General features: G+C 71.0%; 14 protein-coding genes. 9 read left to right on the top strand and 5 right to left on the bottom strand.

Annotated elements, in window-relative coordinates:
• Nucleotides 1-194: 194 nt before the first annotated feature.
• Nucleotides 195-1,703, bottom strand: a complete 1,509-nt coding sequence (gene rpsA / locus AB5J51_RS29160) for a 30S ribosomal protein S1 (protein ID WP_030292147.1) — start codon at nt 1,701-1,703, stop codon at nt 195-197.
• A 358-nt stretch (nt 1,704-2,061) separates the two neighbouring features.
• On the opposite strand from rpsA, the gene AB5J51_RS29155 reads away from it, so the two are divergent.
• Nucleotides 2,062-2,910 carry a class I SAM-dependent methyltransferase gene (locus AB5J51_RS29155; RefSeq protein ID WP_053785756.1) on the top strand — a complete coding sequence of 283 codons (849 nt, stop codon included), beginning with the start codon at nt 2,062-2,064 and terminating at the stop codon, nt 2,908-2,910.
• Nucleotide 2,911: 1 nt separating this feature from the next.
• A complete protein-coding gene (hrpB, locus tag AB5J51_RS29150; protein WP_369779027.1) occupies nt 2,912-5,494 on the top strand; it encodes an ATP-dependent helicase HrpB in 2,583 nt (860 codons plus the stop codon).
• Here hrpB and AB5J51_RS29145 read toward each other — a convergent pair.
• From AB5J51_RS29145 to AB5J51_RS29135, 3 genes are all read right to left on the bottom strand, one after another.
• Complete coding sequence (locus AB5J51_RS29145; RefSeq protein ID WP_369779026.1) at nt 5,478-6,485, bottom strand: DUF3068 domain-containing protein; 1,008 nt, start codon at nt 6,483-6,485, stop codon at nt 5,478-5,480. The genes hrpB and AB5J51_RS29145 overlap by 17 nt on opposite strands.
• A 14-nt stretch (nt 6,486-6,499) precedes the next feature.
• Entirely contained in the window at nt 6,500-6,640 is a 141-nt protein-coding gene (locus tag AB5J51_RS29140) for an SPW_0924 family protein (protein WP_107093454.1), read from the bottom strand.
• A gap of 90 nt (nt 6,641-6,730) precedes the next feature.
• Nucleotides 6,731-7,900 carry a lytic transglycosylase domain-containing protein gene (locus AB5J51_RS29135; protein WP_369779025.1) on the bottom strand — a complete coding sequence of 390 codons (1,170 nt, stop codon included), beginning with the start codon at nt 7,898-7,900 and terminating at the stop codon, nt 6,731-6,733.
• 145 nt (nt 7,901-8,045) lie between these two features.
• Here AB5J51_RS29135 and AB5J51_RS29130 point away from each other — a divergent pair, with 145 nt between their 5' ends.
• Nucleotides 8,046-8,903 (top strand): DUF4184 family protein, encoded by an 858-nt coding sequence (locus AB5J51_RS29130; protein ID WP_369779024.1) that lies wholly within the window; start codon nt 8,046-8,048, stop codon nt 8,901-8,903.
• 33 nt (nt 8,904-8,936) lie between these two features.
• On the opposite strand, the gene polA is transcribed toward AB5J51_RS29130, so the two are convergent.
• On the bottom strand, nt 8,937-11,657 hold the full coding sequence (gene polA, locus AB5J51_RS29125; protein WP_053785751.1) for a DNA polymerase I: 2,721 nt from the start codon (nt 11,655-11,657) through the stop codon (nt 8,937-8,939).
• Between the two features lie 133 nt (nt 11,658-11,790).
• Between polA and AB5J51_RS29120 the strand changes: the two genes are divergently transcribed.
• The 6 genes from AB5J51_RS29120 (at nt 11,791) to AB5J51_RS29095 (ending at nt 19,706) form a co-directional block, all read left to right on the top strand.
• Nucleotides 11,791-14,061 (top strand): FdhF/YdeP family oxidoreductase, encoded by a 2,271-nt coding sequence (locus tag AB5J51_RS29120; RefSeq protein WP_369779023.1) that lies wholly within the window; start codon nt 11,791-11,793, stop codon nt 14,059-14,061.
• Nucleotides 14,062-14,115: 54 nt separating this feature from the next.
• Entirely contained in the window at nt 14,116-14,586 is a 471-nt protein-coding gene (locus AB5J51_RS29115) for a PaaI family thioesterase (protein ID WP_053785749.1), read from the top strand.
• Between the two features lie 324 nt (nt 14,587-14,910).
• On the top strand, nt 14,911-15,153 hold the full coding sequence (locus AB5J51_RS29110) for a hypothetical protein (protein WP_234381993.1): 243 nt from the start codon (nt 14,911-14,913) through the stop codon (nt 15,151-15,153).
• Nucleotides 15,154-15,694: 541 nt separating this feature from the next.
• Nucleotides 15,695-16,933: a branched-chain amino acid ABC transporter substrate-binding protein gene (locus tag AB5J51_RS29105; RefSeq protein ID WP_053785748.1), complete on the top strand. Its 1,239-nt coding sequence runs from the start codon at nt 15,695-15,697 to the stop codon at nt 16,931-16,933.
• Between the two features lie 110 nt (nt 16,934-17,043).
• Nucleotides 17,044-17,976 carry a branched-chain amino acid ABC transporter permease gene (locus AB5J51_RS29100; protein ID WP_030292127.1) on the top strand — a complete coding sequence of 311 codons (933 nt, stop codon included), beginning with the start codon at nt 17,044-17,046 and terminating at the stop codon, nt 17,974-17,976.
• Nucleotides 17,977-17,981: 5 nt separating this feature from the next.
• On the top strand, nt 17,982-19,706 hold the full coding sequence (locus tag AB5J51_RS29095) for a branched-chain amino acid ABC transporter permease (RefSeq protein ID WP_136225937.1): 1,725 nt from the start codon (nt 17,982-17,984) through the stop codon (nt 19,704-19,706).
• The last annotated feature ends 4 nt before the right edge of the window (nt 19,707-19,710 follow it).

The raw sequence follows: 19,710 nt of genomic DNA, 5'->3' as shown, positions 1-19,710 counted from the left end.
CTTCTCAGCGAAGAACGTCCAAGACGGCTGCTCCATTCCCCAGTTGGCCCTTTCGCAGGAACCGGAACTTCACGGGGCCGAGAACTTCAGGGGACGGGGAACGTCAGGGGACCGGGAACGTGACAAGGCCCGCCCCCCTGAGGGGACGGGCCTTGCTTTCAGCTCAGCTCACACCGGGGTGTGGTGCGCTGCGATCAGCTCTGGCCGCCGGCCAGCTTCTCGCGGAGCGCGGCCAGGGCCTCGTCGGAGGCCAGGGCGCCCGAGGTCTCGTCCGACTCCGAGGAGTACGAACCACCCGAGATGCCCGCACCGGCGTTGCCACCGGCGGCCGGGGCGGCAGCGCCCTCGGCAGCGGCGGCCTCGTCGGCCTCGCGGCTCTTGATGACCTGGGCCTGGTGCTGCTCGAAGCGGACCTGCGCCTCGGCGTACTGGCGCTCCCACGTCTCGCGCTGGGTCTCGTAGCCCTCGAGCCAGTCGTTGGTCTCGGGGTCGAAGCCCTCGGGGTAGATGTAGTTGCCCTGGTCGTCGTAGGACGCGGCCATGCCGTACAGGGTCGGGTCGAACTCGACCGACGCCGGGTCGGCACCGAAGGACTCGTTGGCCTGCTTCAGCGACAGCGAGATCCGGCGACGCTCGAGGTCGATGTCGATGACCTTGACGAAGATCTCGTCGTTGACCTGGACGACCTGCTCCGGGATCTCCACGTGGCGCTCGGCCAGCTCGGAGATGTGGACCAGACCCTCGATGCCCTCGTCCACGCGGACGAACGCACCGAACGGAACCAGCTTGGTGACCTTACCCGGGACGACCTGACCGATCTGGTGGGTCCGGGCGAACTGCTGCCACGGGTCCTCCTGCGTCGCCTTCAGCGACAGGGAGACACGCTCGCGGTCCATGTCGACGTCGAGGACCTCGACGGTGACTTCCTGGCCGACCTCGACAACCTCGGACGGGTGGTCGATGTGCTTCCAGGACAGCTCGGAGACGTGGACGAGACCGTCGACGCCACCCAGGTCCACGAAGGCACCGAAGTTGACGATCGAGGAAACGACGCCGGAGCGGACCTGACCCTTCTGCAGGGTGGTGAGGAACGTCTGGCGGACCTCGGACTGGGTCTGCTCCAGCCAGGCACGGCGGGACAGGACCACGTTGTTGCGGTTCTTGTCCAGCTCGATGATCTTCGCCTCGAGCTCCTTGCCCACGTAGGGCTGGAGGTCGCGGACGCGGCGCATCTCGACGAGGGAGGCCGGCAGGAAGCCACGGAGGCCGATGTCGAGGATGAGACCACCCTTGACGACCTCGATGACGGTACCGGTGACGATGCCGTCTTCTTCCTTGATCTTCTCGATCGTGCCCCAGGCACGCTCGTACTGAGCGCGCTTCTTGGACAGGATCAGACGGCCTTCCTTGTCCTCCTTCTGGAGAACCAGGGCCTCGATCTCGTCGCCGACCTTGACGACCTCGTTCGGGTCGACGTCGTGCTTGATCGAGAGCTCACGGCTCGGGATCACGCCTTCGGTCTTGTAACCGATGTCGAGCAGGACCTCGTCCCGGTCGACCTTCACGATGACGCCGTCGACGATGTCGCCGTCGTTGAAGTACTTGATCGTCTCGTCGATCGCGGCGAGGAAGGCTTCCTCGTTACCGATGTCGTTGACCGCTACCTGCGGGGTGGTAGAGGTGGTCTCGGTGCTGCTCGTCATGTGGGAAAGGGCTCCGGTTACGGACAGAAAGTCGTAGGTACTGCTACGCCGGGAGCCCTTATCGGCATCTGCCGAAGAAGCCGGACAGCCAAGGAAGCCCATGCTCCGCCGTGAAGCGGACCGGGCCTCGAGAACCGAGGGGTCATCAACAGATGCAAGCGCAGCCTGCTAGGTCTGAGGAGCACAGGCTCGCAGCGCAACTTGTAGCATACGGGGGCAGCCGGACAGGGTCAATGCGCGAAGGCGCACACCCCGGGCGGATCGCCGCATAACCGGCACAATTCGTGGGCGGGCGGGCGCCGATGGCGCTTCCCCACCTCGTTTCGAACTCTTTCCGCAGACTACGACGACAGGCCCCATGAACCAAGAGGACTACGCCCCCGAAGAAGCGTACGAAGCCGACGGCGGCGCCGGCGACGACGCCGAGGCCACCCGGCGTGACGCCGACGATGCGGAGAGCAGCCGGGCGAGCCGGAACTGGTGGGACCGCAACGCCGACGAGTACCAGAACGAGCACGGAGCGTTCCTCGGCGACGACCGCTTCGTCTGGGGGCCGGAGGGACTGGACGAGGCGGAGGCCGCGCTGCTCGGCCCGGCGGAGTCCCTCAAGGACAAGGACGTCCTGGAGATCGGCGCCGGCGCCGCCCAGTGCTCGCGCTGGCTGGCCGCCCGGGGCGCCCGCCCGGTGGCCCTGGACCTCTCCCACCGCCAGCTCCAGCACGCGCTGCGCATCGGCGACGACATCCCCCTCGTCGAGGCCGACGCCGGCCGGCTGCCCTTCCGCGACGGCTCCTTCGACCTGGCCTGCTCCGCGTACGGGGCCGTCCCCTTCGTCGCCGACCCCGTCAACGTCATGCGCGAGGTGCACCGCGTCCTGCGCCCGGGCGGCCGCTGGGTCTTCTCCGTCACCCACCCGATCCGCTGGGCCTTCCCCGACGAGCCCGGCCCGGAGGGGCTCTCCGTCGCCGCCTCCTACTTCGACCGGACCCCGTACGTCGAGCAGGACGAGCAGGGCCGCGCCGTATACGTGGAGCACCACCGCACCCTCGGCGACCGGGTCCGCGACGTGGTGGCCGGCGGGTTCCGCCTGGTCGACCTGGTCGAGCCGGAGTGGCCCTCCTGGAACACCCAGGAGTGGGGAGGCTGGTCCCCGCTGCGCGGCAACCTGATCCCCGGCACCGCGATCTTCGTCTGCGAGCGTTACTGACGTGATCCGTACCGCCGACCTCGACGCCCTTCCCGTACGGGAGGCCGTGCCCGCGCTGGTCTCCGCGCTGGACGCCCGCGGCACGGCGGTGCTCTGCGCCCCGCCGGGCACCGGCAAGACCACGCTGGTGCCGCTGGTCCTGGCCGGGCTGGTCGGCGGCGGACCGCGGCGCCGGGTCGTCGTCGCCGAGCCCCGGCGCATCGCCGCCCGGGCGGCGGCGCGGCGGATGGCCTGGCTGCTGGGCGAGGCGGTCGGCGGACCGGTGGGCTTCACGGTGCGCGGCGAGCGGGTCGCGGGGCCGGGGACGGTGGTCGAGGTCGTGACCACCGGGGTGCTGCTGCAGCGGCTGCAGCGCGACCAGGAACTGTCCGGGGTGGACGTGGTGATCCTGGACGAGTGCCACGAGCGGCACCTCGACGCCGACACGGTCGCCGCGTTCCTCCTGGACGTACGGGAGACCCTGCGCCCGGAGCTGCGGCTGGTGGCGGCTTCGGCGACGACCGACGCGGCCGGCTGGGCGCGGGTGCTCGGCGGCGCGCCGGTGGTGGAGGCCGCGGGGGTCTCGTACCCGGTGGAGACGGTCTGGGCCCCGCCGCCACGGCCGGTGCGGCCCCCGCACGGGATGCGCGTGGACCCGGCGCAGCTGGCGCACGTGGCCTCGGTGGTGCGGCGGGCGCTCGCGGAACGCAGCGGGGACGTGCTGTGCTTCCTGCCCGGCGTCGGCGAGATCGCCCGGGTCGCGGGGCAGCTGGGCGGGGTGGACGCGGAGGTCCTCCAGATACACGGCCGCGCCCCGGCGGCGGTCCAGGACGCGGCGCTCTCCGTCGCGCAGCACCGCAGGGTGATCCTTTCCACCGCCGTGGCGGAGTCGAGCCTGACCGTGCCGGGGGTACGGGTGGTCGTCGACTCCGGGCTGGCCCGCGAGCCCCGGGTGGACCATGCGCGCGGCCTGGGCGCGCTGGCGACCGTACGGGCGTCCCGCGCGGCCGGACGCCAGCGGGCGGGCCGGGCGGGGCGCGAGGCGCCGGGGGCGGTGTACCGCTGCTGGGCGGAGGCGGAGGACGCCCGCCTGCCGGCGTTCCCGTCCCCCGAGATCCGGATCGCGGACCTGGCGCAGTTCGCGCTGCAGGCCGCGTGCTGGGGCGACCCGGACGCGACGGGCCTGGCGCTCCTGGACCCGCCGCCGGCCGGGGCGATGGCCGCGGCGCGGGAGGTGCTGGTGGCGGTGGGCGCGGTGTCCCCGGCGCACCGGGTCACCCCGCGCGGGCAGCGGATGGCCCTGCTGGGCCTGCACCCGCGCCTGGCCCGGGCCCTGCTGGACGGCTCCGCCGCGCTGGGGGCCCGCCGGGCGGCGGAGCTGGTCGCCCTGCTGAGCGAGGAGCCGCCGCGGGAGTACGGGGACGACCTGGCCGCCGCCTGGCGCCGGGCCCGCGCGGGCGGCGACGCGTACGCGGGCCGCTGGCGCACGGAGGCCGCGCGCCTGCGCCGTGCAGTACCGGAGCCTGCGGGGCCTTCCCCCACCCCGCCCGTTCCCGCAGCACCGCTCGGCGGCTCCGCTGCGGGCGGGACGGGGGGAGACTCCTTCTCCGACGATGCCGCCGCCGGGCTCGTCGCAGCGCTTGCCTTCCCCGAGCGGGTCGCCAAGGCCCGGAGCGCGGGGGCCTTTCTCATGGCCGGCGGCACCGCCGCCGAGCTCGGGGACGGGTCGCCGCTGCGCAGCGCGGGCTGGGTGGCCGTCGCCGTCGCCGACCGGGGGCCGCATTCCGCGTCCGCCCGGGTCCGGCTGGCCGCCGTCATCGACGAGGACACCGCCCGCGCAGCGGCCCGGCACCTGCTGGCCTCCGGCGAGGAGGTCCGCTGGGAGGACGGCGACCTCGTCGCCCGCACCGCGGAACGGCTCGGGGCCATCGAGCTCGCCGTGCGCCCGCTCAAGAACCCCGACCCGGACCTCGTCAGGGCCGCCCTCCTCGACGGACTGCGCAGCGAGGGCCTCGGCCTCCTGCGCTGGTCCGCGGATGCGCACGCCCTCCGGGCCCGGCTCGGCTTCCTGCACCGCACCCTCGGCGGCGGCTGGCCCGACGTCCGGGACGACGCCCTGCTGGAGCGCGCCGACGACTGGCTCGAGCCCGAGCTGTCGCGGGCCCGGCGCCGGGCCGATCTCGGGCGGATCGACGCCGGGCAGGCGCTGAACCGGCTGCTGCCCTGGGCCACCGGCGAGGCCGCCCGCCTCGACGAGCTGGCCCCGGAGCGGATCGAGGTGCCCAGCGGCTCCCGCATCCGGGTGGACTACTCCGCCGAGGAAGGGCAGGGGCACGGGCAGCCGGTCCTGGCCGTGAAGCTCCAGGAGATGTTCGGGCTGGCCGAGACCCCGAAGGTGGCCGGGGTACCCGTCCTCGTGCATCTGCTGTCCCCGGCCGGGCGGCCCGCCGCCGTGACCGCCGACCTGGCCTCGTTCTGGCAGGGCGGCTACCGCGCCGTACGCGCCGAGCTCCGCGGCCGCTACCCCAAGCACCCCTGGCCGGAGGACCCGGCCACCGCCGAGCCGACCCGGCACACCAACGCCCGGCTCAGACGACAGCAGTGAGCCTCGTCGTGAGCCCCTCCCCCTCCCCTCCGTCCGTCTCGCCGCGGCGGCCGCGGGCCTCCAGCCACAGCGCCAGCCCGAACAGTACGAGGGCGCCGGCCCCGAGGCCGATCGGGGCGTACGTGTGCAGCGCGAGGACCTTCGTACGGTTGGACTTGACCAGGTCGACGGTGTAGGCGGCGTAGTCCTCGCGCATCTTCACGTGCCCGGCGAAGACGGTGAGCCTGCCCTCGGGCGCGCCGGCCGCGATCCCGCCGCGCATCTCCTGCTCGATGATCTGCTCGGCGTTGACGGGCGCCCCGGTGACCGGGTCGACCCAGAACATGGCCTTGACCTTGTACCAGAGGCTGGTGCCGGTGCTCTGCTCGAACGTCGCCGGGTCGATGCCCTCGATCGGCATCTTCTTGGGCAGGGAGACCTTCGTCCACGGCACGGTCTGCTCGTAGTAGTAGACGTCCACCCCCCGGTACGTGCGCGGGCCGACGTAGTGGATGGGCGAGGCGGTACGGGTCTGCGCGTCGAAGTAGAGGTAGTCGCGCGGCTCGGTGAAGAACGGCCACTTGAACTCGATGCCCTCGCGCTTGACCGGGTCTCCGTCCACCGCCTCGCCGGTGGCGTGCACCGGGTCCTGGGTGTGGGCGTCGAAGATGTAGCGCTCGGGGATCTGGGAGACCATCTTCCCGTCCGGGCCCATGATGCAGGACAGCGTGTCCCAGACGACGACGTCCTTGCCGGCGCTCGCCTCGATCTCCTTTGACGCCTCGACGTTGCCCTTGAGGGTCTGGACGATGGTGACCTTGTCGACCTTCTTCGGCTGCATGCCGGCGGTGTAGTCGAGGAGGGTCGCGTCCTTCGCCTCCAGGACCATCTCCTGGTACTGGTTCGGCGGGATCTTGGCGAGCCGGGGGTACGCGTACCAGCGCAGCAGCGGTGCGAGGGCTGCGCAGAACACCGCCAGGGCAAGCAGGACGAGGCTCGCTCTGCGTCGCATGGCCGGGCCTCCTCTTACTTTCCGGGCGCGGCGGGCGCGGTGGTGAGCAGCGGCTTGGGCGAGGTCTTGCCTTCCGGCACCCCGAACGCCGTGATGGCGAACACGAGGGCCAGCGCGGCGGCCAGCCCGATGGCGGCGGCGACGAATGCGCGCATGCCGGGGCCTCCGGAATCTGATTGGGCGTCAGGGCGGAGGCACCGTAGCAATGCGGGGGCGAGATGAGAACCGTTCGGCCAAGACACCCCCTAGGGGGTCCGGGACGGGCTTCCGCTCGGGCTCGGCGTGGAGGTCGGGCTCGGCTTGGTGCTCGGCGTGGGGCTGGGCCTCGGCGACGGGGGCACGGTCGCCGTCGGACTGGGTGCCGGGGTGGGGGTCGGCTTGGGCGTCGGCTTCGGAGTGGGCGTCGGCGTGGGCGTGGGTGTGGGCGTGGGGGACGGTGTCGGCGTGGGGGACGGTGTCGGCCTCGGGCTCGGCGTCGGGGTGGGCGTCGGCTTCGGGGTGGGCGTCGGCTTCGGGGCGGGGGGCTTGGCGCCCGCCCCGTCCGGGACCTCGTGCGTTCCCTTCAGGTAGTACGTGAACCACGACTTCACCGTGCGGAGGTACTCCGCGGACTGGTTGTACGAGAGCACCGCGCGGTCCAGGTCCGCGGGGAGCCGGAGGTCCCGGGTGCCTGCGCAGAGGTAGCGGGCGGCCGCGAGCGACGCGTCGTACACGTTGTTCGGATTGCGGCGGCCGTCGCCGTCCGCGTCCTGGCCCCACGCCGCCCACGTCGACGGGATGAACTGCATCGGGCCGACCGCCCGGTCGTACCTGGCGTCCCCGTCGTACGCCCCGCCGTCCGTGTCCCGGATGTTCGCGAAGCCGTTGCCGTCGAGTACCGGGCCCAGGATCGGCCGCAGCGTGGTGCCGGCGGCGTCCACTCGCCCGCCGCCCGCCTGCCCGGACTCGACCTTGCCGATCGCCGCGAGCAGCTGCCAGCGCAGTCCGCATCCGGGGTCGGTCTCGCCCACCCTCTTCTCCGCCAGCCGGTACGCCGCCAGGACGGTCGCCGGTATCCCCTGGGAGCCCTCGCCGGCGCCCATGGCCACGGGCTCGTTGTGCGCCGCGGTTTCGGCGGCCGTCATACCCGGCTGCGCGGCAGGGGGATCCTGCGGGAGGAGGGCTGCCGGAGGCTGGGGGGCGGGCAGGGGCGGAAGTTCGGTGAAGTAGGCGGAGTCCCCGCCGGAGTCGGACGGCTGCGACGGCTGCGCGCCGTCGTCGGCGGCCGCGGATATCCGCTGCCCCGGCGGCCCTTGGGAGGCGGTCACCGCGGCGGCCACGAGCGCGCAGACCAGGGCCGCGGCCCCGCCCTTGCGCAGGTCGCGCAGCGTCCCTGCGAACCGAGTCGTCCTGCGAGCCGTCTTACGAGCCGACATGAGCCGGGTCCCCTCCCCCTCGACGTCGGCGTGACCCTATGTCAGCTCACTTCACACTGCACGGATCGTCGTCCCGATTTCACGGGTTCCCCACGTGCTCCGAACCAGTTCGGGACGCATTGGCCCGAAGTAAGGAAGAGGTGCCATGCCGTTCACCCTCAGCCATGCGGCCGCCGTCCTGCCGGCCGTCCGGCGGACGGGCCGCGCCCGTGGGCCGCTGATCGCGTCGGCGCTCGTCCTCGGGTCGTTCGCGCCCGACACCTTCTACTTCGCCGACGCCGTGGTCCCGGGCGTCTGGCCGTACGGCGCGTTCGCGCACTCGCTGCCCGGGGTGTTCACCGCGGACGCCGTGCTGACCGCCGCGCTCGTGGCGTGCTGGCTGCTGCTGCGCGAACCGCTGATCGCGCTCCTGCCGCGCCACCGTCAGGGCCGGGTGCACGCCTTCGTACGGGGTGAGGACTGGCGGGGCCGCCGGCCGGCTCCGCTCGCGCTGTGGTTCTGGCTCTCGGCGGTCGCCGGTTCGCTCACGCACGTGGTGTGGGACAGCTTCACGCACCCGCACCGATGGGGGACGGACGCGCTGCCCGCGCTCGGCGAGCGGTTCGTCCTCGGGTTCCCCCTCTATCTGTACGTGCAGTACGGGACTTCGGCGCTCGCGGCCGGAGCCTTGGTCCGGTTCACGGTGACCGCCCTGCGCCGGCTGCCCGGCTGTGCCGCCCCCGCGTCCGTGCCGGTGCTCGGGCGCGCGCAGATGCTGGGCGCGCTCGCCCTGGTCGCGCTGTGCGTGGGGGCCGGGGTGACGATGCGCGTGCTGCGGTTCTTCACGTTCTTCGACCGGATCCGCACCCCGCTCGACATCATCCCGACCGTCTGCTTCGGCGCGGGCGGCGGCCTCGCCGTGGGCCTGCTGCTGTACGGGGTCCTCGTACGGCTCCTGCAGCGGCGCGAGCAGTCCCGTACCCGTACGGACGAGGACGCGCGGACGCCCGTCCCCACCGCGTAGCGGCTTACGGGGACGGGCGTCCGGCGTACCTGCTCAGTGCGCGGCGGACTCCCAGTCGGCGCCGACGCCCACGGACACGTCCAGCGGGGCGCGGAGCTCGACGGCGGCGGCCATCTCGCGGCGCACCAGTTCCTCGACCTTCTTCCGCTCGCCGGGGGCGATCTCCAGCACGATTTCGTCGTGGACCTGGAGCAGCATCCGCGACTTCAGGCCCGCGTCGGTGATGGCCCGGTCCACGCGCAGCATGGCGACCTTGACGATGTCGGCGGCGGTGCCCTGGATCGGGGCGTTCAGCGCCATCCGCTCGGCGGCCTCACGGCGCATGCGGTTGTCGCTGTTGAGGTCGGGCAGGTACCGGCGGCGTCCGAAGACCGTCGCCGTGTACCCGGTGGCACGGGCCTCCTCGACCACGCGGCCCAGGTAGTCCCGGACCCCGCCGAACCGCTCGAAGAAGGTCTCCATCAGGCCGCGCGCCTCGGCGGGCTCGATGTTCAGCTGCTGCGACAGGCCGAAGGCGGACAGCCCGTACGCGAGCCCGTACGACATCGCCTTGATCTTGCGGCGCATCTCGGCGTCGACCTCGGAGCGCTCCACGCCGAACACCTGGGAGGCGACGGTGGTGTGCAGGTCCTCGCCGGACAGGAACGCCTCGATCAGGCCCTCGTCCTCGGAGAGGTGGGCCATGACGCGCAGCTCGATCTGGCTGTAGTCGGCGGTCATGAGGGATTCGAAGCCCTCGCCGACGACGAACCCGCGGCGGATGGCGCGGCCCTCGTCGGTGCGCACCGGCACGTTCTGCAGGTTGGGGTCCGTGGAGGACAGGCGTCCGGTCGCGGCGACGGTCTGGCTGAAGCTGGTGTGCACCCGGCCGTCGGCGGCGATCGTCTTGACGAGGCCCTCGACCGTGACGCGCAGCTTGGCCTGCTCCCGGTGGCGGAGCATGATCACCGGCAGTTCGTGGTCGGTCTGCTTGGCCAGCCAGGCCAGCGCGTCCGCGTCCGTGGTGTAGCCGGTCTTGGTCTTCTTCGTCTTCGGCAGGTCCAGCTCGCCGAAGAACACCTCCTGGAGCTGCTTGGGCGAGCCGAGGTTGAACTCGTGCCCGACCGCAGCGTGCGCCTCCTTCACCGCCTGCTGCACGGCTCCGGCGAACTGCTGCTCCATGGCCTCCAGATGGTCGCGGTCGGCGGCGATGCCGGAGCGCTCCATCCGGGCCAGCAGCTCCGAGGTCGGCAGCTCCATGTCGTGGAGCAGCTCGGCCGCGCCGACCTCGGCGAGCTTGCCGGTGAACGCGTCGCCGAGGTCGAGGACGGCGCGGGCCTGCGCCATCAGCGCCTCCGCCTCGGCCGTCTCGTCGGCGCCGAACGCCAGCTGGCCGTCGGCCGCGGCGGGCTGGAGCTCGCGGTGCAGGTATTCGTTGGACAGCACGTCCAGCGCGAAGGAGCGGCGGCCCGGCTTGACCAGGTACGCGGCGAGCGCGGTGTCCATGGTGACGCCGGCCAGGCTCCAGCCGTGCTCGGGGAAGACCCGCATCAGGCCCTTGGCGTTGTGCACCACCTTGGGCTTCGAGGCGTCGGCGGCCCAGGCCGCGAAAGCCTGCTCGTCGGCCTCGTCGAGCGCGGACGGCTCGAACCAGGCGGCGGCGCCGCCGGCCGCGGCCAGCGCGATCTCGCTGACGTTGCCCTGGCCCAGAGCCCAGCTGTCCACGGTGGAGATGCCCAGCGGCCCGCCCGCGTGGCTCGCCAGCCACGGCGCCAGCTCGCCCGCGCCCAGCACGCTCGCATCCAGCTCCACGCCGGCGGCCGGAGCCGGGGCCTCCTCCTCGGCCGCGCCCGGGTCCACCGCCAGCAGCCGCTCGCGCAGCGAGGCGTTGCGGATCTCCAGCACGTCCAGCACGCCGGTGACGGCGGAGCGGTCGTACGGGAGGCGCGCCAGGTCGGCCGCGGCCTTGGGCAGCTCGACGTCCTTGACCATCTCGGTCAGGACCCGGTTCAGCTTCACGGCCTCCAGGTGGTCCCGGAAGTTCTGCCCGGCCTTGCCCTTGACCTCCTCGGCGCGCTCGACGAGCTCCGCGAACGACCCGAACTGGGTGATCCACTTCGCGGCGGTCTTCTCGCCGACGCCCGGGATGCCGGGCAGGTTGTCGGACGGGTCGCCGCGCAGCGCCGCGAAGTCCGGGTACTGCTGCGGGGTGAGCCCGTACTTCTCCTCTACCTTCTCCGGGGTGAACCGGGTCAGCTCGGAGACGCCCTTGGTCGGGTACAGCACGGTGGTGTGCTCGGAGACGAGCTGGAAGGAGTCCCGGTCGCCGGTGACGATCAGCACCTCGAAGCCGAGGGCCTCCGCCTGCGTCGCCAGCGTGGCGATCACGTCGTCGGCCTCGAAGCCGTCGATGGCGAACCGCGGCACGTTCATCGCGTCCAGGAGCTCGCCGATCAGCTCGACCTGCCCCTTGAACTCGTCGGGGGTCTTGGAGCGGTTCGCCTTGTACTCGGGGAACTCCGTCGAGCGCCACGTCTTGCGCGAGACGTCGAAGGCCACCGCGAAATGCGTGGGGGCCTCGTCGCGCAGCGTGTTCGCCAGCATCGACGCGAAGCCGTAGATGGCGTTCGTCGGCTGCCCGGTCGCCGTCGTGAAGTTCTCCGCGGGCAGCGCGAAGAACGCCCGGTACGCCAGGGAGTGCCCGTCCATGAGCATCAGGCGGGGGCGGTCCGCTGCGGTCGGCTGGTCGGTCTTCTTCGATGCGTTCTCTGCCACGCACCCGATCCTAGGCGGCCCCGCTGACAATTCCGGCGTCGGCGATGTCCGCCGGGCGTGACAGGATCGGACGTCTACGCGAATACGCGCAGCGGCCGACGCTGCGATGCTCGACTGCTCAAAGGGGAGCGACATGGCCACCAAGCCGCCCGCAGGGGATCCCGCACAGGACGCGCCGCAGGTCGCGCCCCCCAAGCAGGCCGCGGCCGGCCTGCCCGCCATCGGGCACACCCTGCGGATCGCGCAGCAGCAGATGGGCCTCGCCCGTACCGCGCGCACCCTGCTCAAGGTCAACCAGAAGAACGGCTTCGACTGCCCGGGCTGCGCCTGGCCCGAGGGAGACGAGCGGCACACCGCCGAGTTCTGCGAGAACGGGGCGAAGGCCGTCGCCGAGGAGGCGACGCTGCGCCGGGTCACCCCGGACTTCTTCGCGGAGCACCCCGTGGCCGACCTCGCCGGGCGCTCCGGGTACTGGCTGGGCCAGCAGGGCCGCATCACCGAGCCGATGTACCTCCCCGAAGGCGCGGACCGGTACGAGGCCGTGCCCTGGGAACGGGCCTTCGAGATCATCGCCGAGGAGCTGACGGCCCTCGACTCCCCCGACGAGGCCCTCTTCTACACCTCGGGCCGCACCAGCAACGAGGCCGCGTTCCTCTTCCAGCTGTTCGCCCGCGAGTTCGGCACCAACAACCTGCCCGACTGCTCCAACATGTGCCACGAGTCCTCGGGCTCCGCACTGAACGAGACCATCGGCATCGGCAAGGGCAGCGTCTCCCTCGAGGACCTCCACCAGGCCGACCTGATCATCGTCGCCGGGCAGAACCCGGGCACCAACCACCCGCGCATGCTCTCCGCCCTGGAGAAGGCCAAGACCTCCGGCGCGAAGATCATCTCGGTGAACCCGCTGCCCGAGGCCGGCATGGAGCGGTTCAAGAACCCGCAGACCCCGGTCGGCATGCTCAGGGGAACCGCACTCAACGACCTCTTCCTGCAGATCCGCATCGGCGGCGACCAGGCCCTCTTCCGCCTCCTCAACAAGCTCGTCATCGAGATGGACGGCGCCACCGACGAGGCGTTCATCCACGAGCACACCCACGGCTACGAGGAGCTCGTGGCCGCCGCCGGGGAAGCCGACTGGGCCGAGACCCTCACCGCCACCGGCCTGACCCGCCCCGAGATCGAGCAGGCGCTGGCCATGATCCTGGCCTCGAAGCGCACCATCGTCTGCTGGGCCATGGGCCTCACCCAGCACAAGCACGCCGTCGCCACCATCCGCGAGGTCGTCAACCTCCTCCTGCTGCGCGGCAACATCGGCCGCCCCGGCGCGGGCGTCTGCCCCGTCCGCGGCCACTCCAACGTGCAGGGCGACCGCACCATGGGGATCTTCGAACGCCCCGCACCCGCGTTCCTCGACGCCCTCGACAAGGAGTTCGGCATCACCTCGCCGCGCGGCCACGGCTACGACGTGGTCCGCTCCATCCAGGCCCTGCGCGACGGCAAGGCCAAGGTCCTCTTCGCCATGGGCGGCAATTTCGTCGGCGCCACCCCCGACACCGACGTCACCGAGGCCGCGATCCGCCGCGCCTCCCTGACCGTCCACGTCTCCACCAAGCTCAACCGCTCCCACGCGGTCACCGGCCGGCGCGCGCTGATCCTGCCCACCCTCGGCCGTACCGACAAGGACGTGCAGGCCAGTGGCAAGCAGTTCGTCACCGTCGAGGACTCGATGGGCATGGTCCACGCCTCCCGCGGCAACCTCACCCCCGCCTCTGCGCACCTGCTCTCCGAGCCCGCGATCGTCGCCCGCATGGCCCGCGCGGTCCTCGGCGCCGCCTCCGCCACCCCGTGGGAGGAGTTCGAGCGGGACTACGCGGCCATCCGCGACCGGATCTCCCGGGTGATCCCCGGCTTCGAGGACTTCAACGCCCGCGCGGCCCGGCCCGAGGGCTTCCGGCTCCCGCACGCCCCGCGGGACGAGCGCCGCTTCCCCACCAAGACGGGCAAGGCCAACTTCACCGCCGCTCCCGTCGAGTACCCGAAGATCCCCGAGGGCCGGCTGCTCCTGCAGACCCTGCGCAGCCACGACCAGTACAACACCACCATCTACGGCCTCGACGACCGCTACCGCGGGATCACCGGCGGGCGCCGCGTCGTCCTGGTCAACCCCGAGGACGCGGCGGAGCTCGGGCTCGCCGACGGCACGTACACGGACCTGGTCAGCGAATGGAAGGACGGCGTCGAGCGGCGTGCGCCCGGCTTCCGCGTCGTGCACTACCCCACCGCCCGGGGCTGCGCGGCCGCGTACTACCCGGAGACCAACGTGCTGGTCCCGCTCGACTCCACCGCCGACACCAGCAACACCCCTGCGAGCAAGTCCGTCGTCGTGCGCTTCGAACCAGCCTGATAGAACGACCTCAGGACAAGATGGTTAACGATCGTTGACGAACGGAGCCCGCCCATGGGTGAGCAGCACGCTGTGAAGTTCCCGCAGGAGGTCCTCGACGAGTACTCGGCCCTGGGCATCGACCTGCCCGCGCTGTTCTCGGCCGGCCACCTCGGCGAGCGGATGGACATCCGCATCCTGGAGGCCTCGGCCGAGCGGGTCGTCGCCACCATGCCCGTCGAGGGCAACACCCAGCCGTACGGACTGCTGCACGGCGGCGCCTCGGCCGTGCTGGCCGAGACCCTCGGCTCGGTCGGCGCCATGATGCACGGCGGCATCACCAAGATCGCCGTCGGTGTCGACCTGAACTGCACCCACCACCGCGGCGTACGGTCGGGCCTGGTCACCGGCGTCGCCACCCCCGTGCACCGCGGCCGCTCCACCACCACGTACGAGATCGTGATCAGCGACGAGCAGGACCGCCGGGTGTGCACCGCCCGCCTGACCTGCCTGCTGCGCGACGCGGACCCCGCCGCCGGGGCCTGAGCCGCCCACCACGAGCCCCGCAGGCCCGGATCCCGCCCCTCCCTGGGGCCGGATCCGGGCCTGCGGCGCATGCGGGCGGCGCGGCAACCGCCCGGAATCCGCCAGTCCGGGCAGATTGCGGCGACCCCTGTTGTGTCACCTATGGTGACGGCCTACCTTCCCTTCATGGGGACTCCGCCGCCCACCACACACCGTCGCGCGGTTGCCGCCCTCCTCGCGGCGCTCGCCCTGTCCGGATGCTCCACTTCCGCCCCTTCCGCGCCACCCCAGACCCCAACTCCCGCCCCGGGCCCCTCCTCCCCGGCCCAGGTCTGCACAAGTCTGGTGTCCTACTGGGCCAAGGAGACCCTCAAGGGCACTTACTGGTCCGGTCTCGACTGGGAGCAGAAGGGCCTCTCCAACGAGCAGTACGAGATCCACGAGGAAGCGGTCGCAGCGGGCCGCGCCGAGGAACGAACTGCGGGGCAGGTCAAGGCACTTGAGCTGATCGACCAGCTCGTGGCGCGGCGCTGCGCGGAGCGGAACGGCGCCACGTGGAGCTCGGAGAACTGGCGGCCCCCGGCCTGACGGGAGTGACCGGATTCCCGTACACGCTGTCCGCGTTCCGGGCACGCATCCCCTCGGCACCGAACCGCAGGTCGCGGGCCCTTCGCATGCTCGGACAAGATCCATTCACCCGGAGTGGATCAAGGCATTCCATTACGCTCCGTAATGCCCAGGCCCTATGGAATCGCCCTTTTCTCCTGCCAAATGCCACCCGCTGGATACCCGCGGACACGCGCAGCGACATTCGACCGAATTTGATCTATGACAGGACCATGAAGCCCTCAAGCCCCTTAGGGAAACAGGGAATTCTCAGCATGTGGTCACCCCTCCACGTCACAAAAAGTCCGTTTTGTCCGCACTCCCGGCACACATTCTTGGCCTTGGCATAACAAGAGCGTCACATCCTCCTTTCCCCGCTCCCCGCGCTCGCCACCTCGGCCTAGAGTCACGGCCAGTCACCGCGCCACAGAGCGCAACCCAGCACGGCCGTGGACCTCCCAGTGCGGCCCGGCGACCAAACGGCACCTCAAATGAGGGGGCCGCGCCAGGGAAAGGAAGAATCGTGCGACACCGTTCTTTGCTCGTCCTCACCACCGTGATCACCACGGGAGCACTGACCCTCACCGCCTGCGGCTCGCGCGATGAGGCCAAGACCGGCGGGGACAAGTCCGACGGCAAGAAGACCGTCGTCGTCATCGGCGTGGACGCTCCCCTCACCGGCTCGCTCTCCGCCCTCGGCCAGGGCATCAAGAACTCCGTCGACCTCGCGGCCAAGACGGCCAACAAGAACAACGAGGTCCCGGGCATCGAGTTCAAGGTCGAGGCCCTCGACGACCAGGCCGTCCCGGCCTCCGGCCAGGCCAACGCCACCAAGCTCGTCGGCAACAAGGACGTCATCGGCGTCGTCGGCCCGCTGAACTCCGGCGTCGCCCAGCAGATGCAGGGCGTGTTCGCCTCCGCCAACCTGGCGCAGGTCTCCCCCGCCAACACCAACCCCGCGCTCAGCCAGGGCGACAACTGGGGCAAGGGCGAGTTCAAGCGCCCCTTCAAGACCTACTTCCGCACCGCCGCCACCGACGTGGTCCAGGGCAAGTTCGCCGCCCAGTACCTCTTCAAGGACGCCGGCAAGAAGAAGGTCTTCGTCGTCGACGACAAGCAGACCTACGGCGCCGGCCTCGCCGCGATCTTCGCCGACGAGTTCAAGAAGCTCGGCGGCGAGGTCGTCGGCACCGACCACGTCACCGTGAAGGAGACCGACTTCTCCTCCACCGCCGACAAGGTCAAGTCCTCCGGCGCCGACTCCGTCTACTTCGGCGGCCAGTACCCCGAGGGCGGCCTGCTCGCCGACCAGATCAAGAAGGCCGGCGCCAACATCCCGCTCATGGGCGGCGACGGCATCCAGGACCCCGCCTTCATCACCGCCTCCGGCGAGGCCAACGAGGGCGACCTCTCGACCTCCATCGGCTACCCGGTCGAGAAGCTGCCCACCGCCAAGACCTTCATCGCCGACTACCAGGCCGGCGGCTACAAGGACCCGTACGCGGCGTACGGCGGCTACTCCTACGACGCCGGCTGGTCCGTCGTCCAGGCCGTCAAGGCCGTCGTCGCCGCCAACGGCGGCAAGCTCCCCACCGACGCCCGCGCCAAGGTCGTCGAGGCCCTCGGCAAGGTGTCCTTCGAGGGCGTGACCGGCAAGGTCGCCTTCGACGAGTACGGCGACACCACCAACAAGCAGCTCACGGTCTACAAGGTCGAGGGCGGCAAGTGGATCGACGTCAAGAGCGACACCTTCAACCAGTAATCCCGTAGGACCCCGCATCACCAGCCGCACCTGAACCAAAACCACCGCGCGAGGGCGCAACAGCGCCCTCGCGCGGAGTCTTATCCGACACGCTCATCGGAGGCCCTGCGGTGCACGAACTGCCGCAACAGCTGGCCAACGGCCTTGCCCTCGGTGCCCTTTATGGCCTCATAGCCATCGGGTACACCATGGTCTACGGCATCGTCCAGCTCATCAACTTCGCCCACGGCGAGATCTTCATGATCGGCGGCTTCGGCGCGCTCACCGCCTACGCCATCCTCCCGACCGGCACCTCCCTGCTGATCGCGATACCCGTCATGATCATCGGAGGCTCCCTCGTCTCCGTCCTCGTCGCCATGGGAGCCGAACGCTTCGCGTACCGTCCCCTGCGCAGCGCTCCCCGGCTCGCCCCGCTCATCACCGCAATCGGCCTCTCGATCGCGCTCCAGCAGCTCGTCTGGCAGTTCTACCCGGACGCCAAGAAGGCCGTCAGCTTCCCCGAGTTCAAGGGCGAAGCCTTCAAGATCACCGACAGCCTGGCCATCCAGCGCGCGGACGCCTTCGTCCTGATCCTCGCCCCGCTCTGCATGCTCGCCCTCGGCGTCTTCGTCCAGAAGAGCCGCAGCGGCCGCGCCATGCAGGCCACCGCGCAGGACCCCGACACCGCGAAGCTGATGGGCATCAACACCGACCGCATCATCGTCATGGCCTTCGCCATCGGTGCCGCGTTCGCCGCCGTCGCCGCCGTCGCCTACGGCCTCGACAAGGGCCAGATCAACTTCGAGATGGGCTTCATCCTCGGCCTCAAGGCCTTCACCGCAGCCGTCCTCGGCGGCATCGGCAACATCTACGGAGCCATGGTCGGCGGCGTCGTCCTCGGCCTCGCCGAAGCCCTGTCGATCGCCTACATCGAAGACATCCCCGGCATGTCGCAGCTCGGCGGTGGAGCCTGGTCCAACGTCTGGGCGTTCGTACTCCTCATCGTCGTCCTCCTCGTGCGGCCACAAGGCCTGCTCGGTGAGCGCGTCGCGGATCGGGCGTGAGAACCATGACCAACGAAGCAACCCTCCCGCTCGAGGCCGAAGCCACCGGTGCCGTCTCCCGCACCGCACTGCTCTACACGATCATCGGCGGAAGCCTGCTGACCGTCGTCAGCGCTTTCCTCGCCTGGACCTGGACCGCCGAGTTCCCCGGTGACCTCACCTACTACGGCAGCCCGGCCCCCATCCAGTTCCTGAGCCTCGTCGGCGCCCTCCTCACCGCCGCCCACGCGCTCTCCGCGCTCGGCGTCAAGGGTCTGCGCTGGCTCACCCCCACCGGCGCCCGCAAGCCCGTGTGGATCCTCTCGCTCGGCACTCTCGCGGGCACCTGGTTCACCGTCATCGCCATCGCATGGGTCCTCGGCGGATTCGTCCACCTGGAGCCCGGCGCCTACGTCGCCCTCATCGGCTCGCTCATCCCGGCCCTCGCCGCGTACAAGCTCGCCGACGACAGCCACAAGGCGGCCCCCGCCAAGAAGCTGCCCTCCTGGGGCGAGATCCTGATCATCATCGCCGCCTTCGCCGTCGGCCTCTACGTGGTCACCTTCGGCATCGACACCGATGACAAGGAACCGCAGCTCTTCGTCACGTACCTGATCATCGTCGGCTTCGCGGCCTTCGCCCTGCTCAAGTCCGGTCTCTTCGACCGACTCGGCCTCCTCACCGCGAAGAACCGCCAGGTCACCCTCATCGGTACCGCGGCCGCCGCGATCACGTTCCCGTTCATCCAGCAGAGCGGCGACACCTACACGCTCATCGCGGTCAACATCCTGATCTTCGCGACCGTCGCCCTCGGCCTCAACGTCGTCGTCGGCCTCGCAGGCCTCCTCGACCTCGGCTACGTCGCCTTCCTCGGCGTCGGCGCCTACGCCGCCGCCCTGGTCTCCGGAAGCACCGCCTCCGCCTTCGGCATCCAGCTCCCCTTCTGGGCAGCGGTCATCGTCGGCGCCCTCGCCTCGCTCATCTTCGGCGTGGTCATCGGAGCACCCACCCTCCGCCTGCGCGGCGACTACCTCGCCATCGTCACCCTCGGCTTCGGAGAAATCTTCCGCATCGCCATGGGCAACCTCGACGGCACCTCCGGCCCCGACATCACCAACGGCCCCAACGGCATCCCCAACATCCCCCACCTCGAACTCTTCGGGTGGAACTTCGGGGAGTCGCACACGGTCGGCGGCATCGTCCTCGGCGCCTACGCCAACTACTACTTCCTGATGCTGCTCGTGATGGCACTCGTCATCCTGGTCTTCGCCCGTGCCGGCAACAGCCGCATCGGCCGCGCCTGGGTCGCCATCCGCGAAGACGAGACCGCCGCCGAAGCCATGGGCATCAACGGCTTCAAGGTCAAGCTCATCGCCTTCGCCCTCGGCGCCACCCTTGCCGGCCTCGCCGGCACCGTCCAGGCACACGTCAACAGCACGGTCGTCCCCGAGAACTACGTCTTCGCCGGGCCCGTCCCGCCGAACTCCGCGTTCCTCCTCGCCGCCGTCATCCTCGGCGGCATGGGCACCATCCGCGGCCCCATCCTCGGCGCCGCACTGCTCTTCCTGATCCCGGCGAAGCTGGCCTTCCTCCAGGACTACCAGCTCCTCGCCTTCGGCATCGCCCTCATCCTGCTCATGCGCTTCCGCCCCGAAGGCCTCATCGCCAACAAGCGCGCGCAGCTCGAGTACCACGACGACACCGCTGACCAGGCCCCCACGGACCTGGCCACCGCCAAGGCGGGGGCGTGAACAC

This window comes from Streptomyces sp. R33 (assembly GCF_041200175.1).
Lineage (GTDB): Bacteria > Actinomycetota > Actinomycetes > Streptomycetales > Streptomycetaceae > Streptomyces > Streptomyces katrae_B.
The sequence above is the reverse complement of the archived record's forward strand: the minus strand, read 5'-3'. Positions and strand labels throughout refer to the sequence as shown.

What these genes read in the sequence shown, in the direction of transcription:
- rpsA (WP_030292147.1), bottom strand. Translation starts at nt 1,703, where the DNA reads ATGACGAGCAGCACCGAGACCACCTCTACCACCCCGCAGGTAGCGGTC.
- AB5J51_RS29155 (WP_053785756.1), top strand. Translation starts at nt 2,062, where the DNA reads ATGAACCAAGAGGACTACGCCCCCGAAGAAGCGTACGAAGCCGACGGC.
- AB5J51_RS29145 (WP_369779026.1), bottom strand. Translation starts at nt 6,485, where the DNA reads ATGCGACGCAGAGCGAGCCTCGTCCTGCTTGCCCTGGCGGTGTTCTGC.
- AB5J51_RS29140 (WP_107093454.1), bottom strand. Translation starts at nt 6,640, where the DNA reads ATGCGCGCATTCGTCGCCGCCGCCATCGGGCTGGCCGCCGCGCTGGCC.
- AB5J51_RS29135 (WP_369779025.1), bottom strand. Translation starts at nt 7,900, where the DNA reads ATGTCGGCTCGTAAGACGGCTCGCAGGACGACTCGGTTCGCAGGGACG.
- AB5J51_RS29130 (WP_369779024.1), top strand. Translation starts at nt 8,046, where the DNA reads ATGCCGTTCACCCTCAGCCATGCGGCCGCCGTCCTGCCGGCCGTCCGG.
- AB5J51_RS29120 (WP_369779023.1), top strand. Translation starts at nt 11,791, where the DNA reads ATGGCCACCAAGCCGCCCGCAGGGGATCCCGCACAGGACGCGCCGCAG.
- AB5J51_RS29115 (WP_053785749.1), top strand. Translation starts at nt 14,116, where the DNA reads ATGGGTGAGCAGCACGCTGTGAAGTTCCCGCAGGAGGTCCTCGACGAG.
- AB5J51_RS29095 (WP_136225937.1), top strand. Translation starts at nt 17,982, where the DNA reads ATGACCAACGAAGCAACCCTCCCGCTCGAGGCCGAAGCCACCGGTGCC.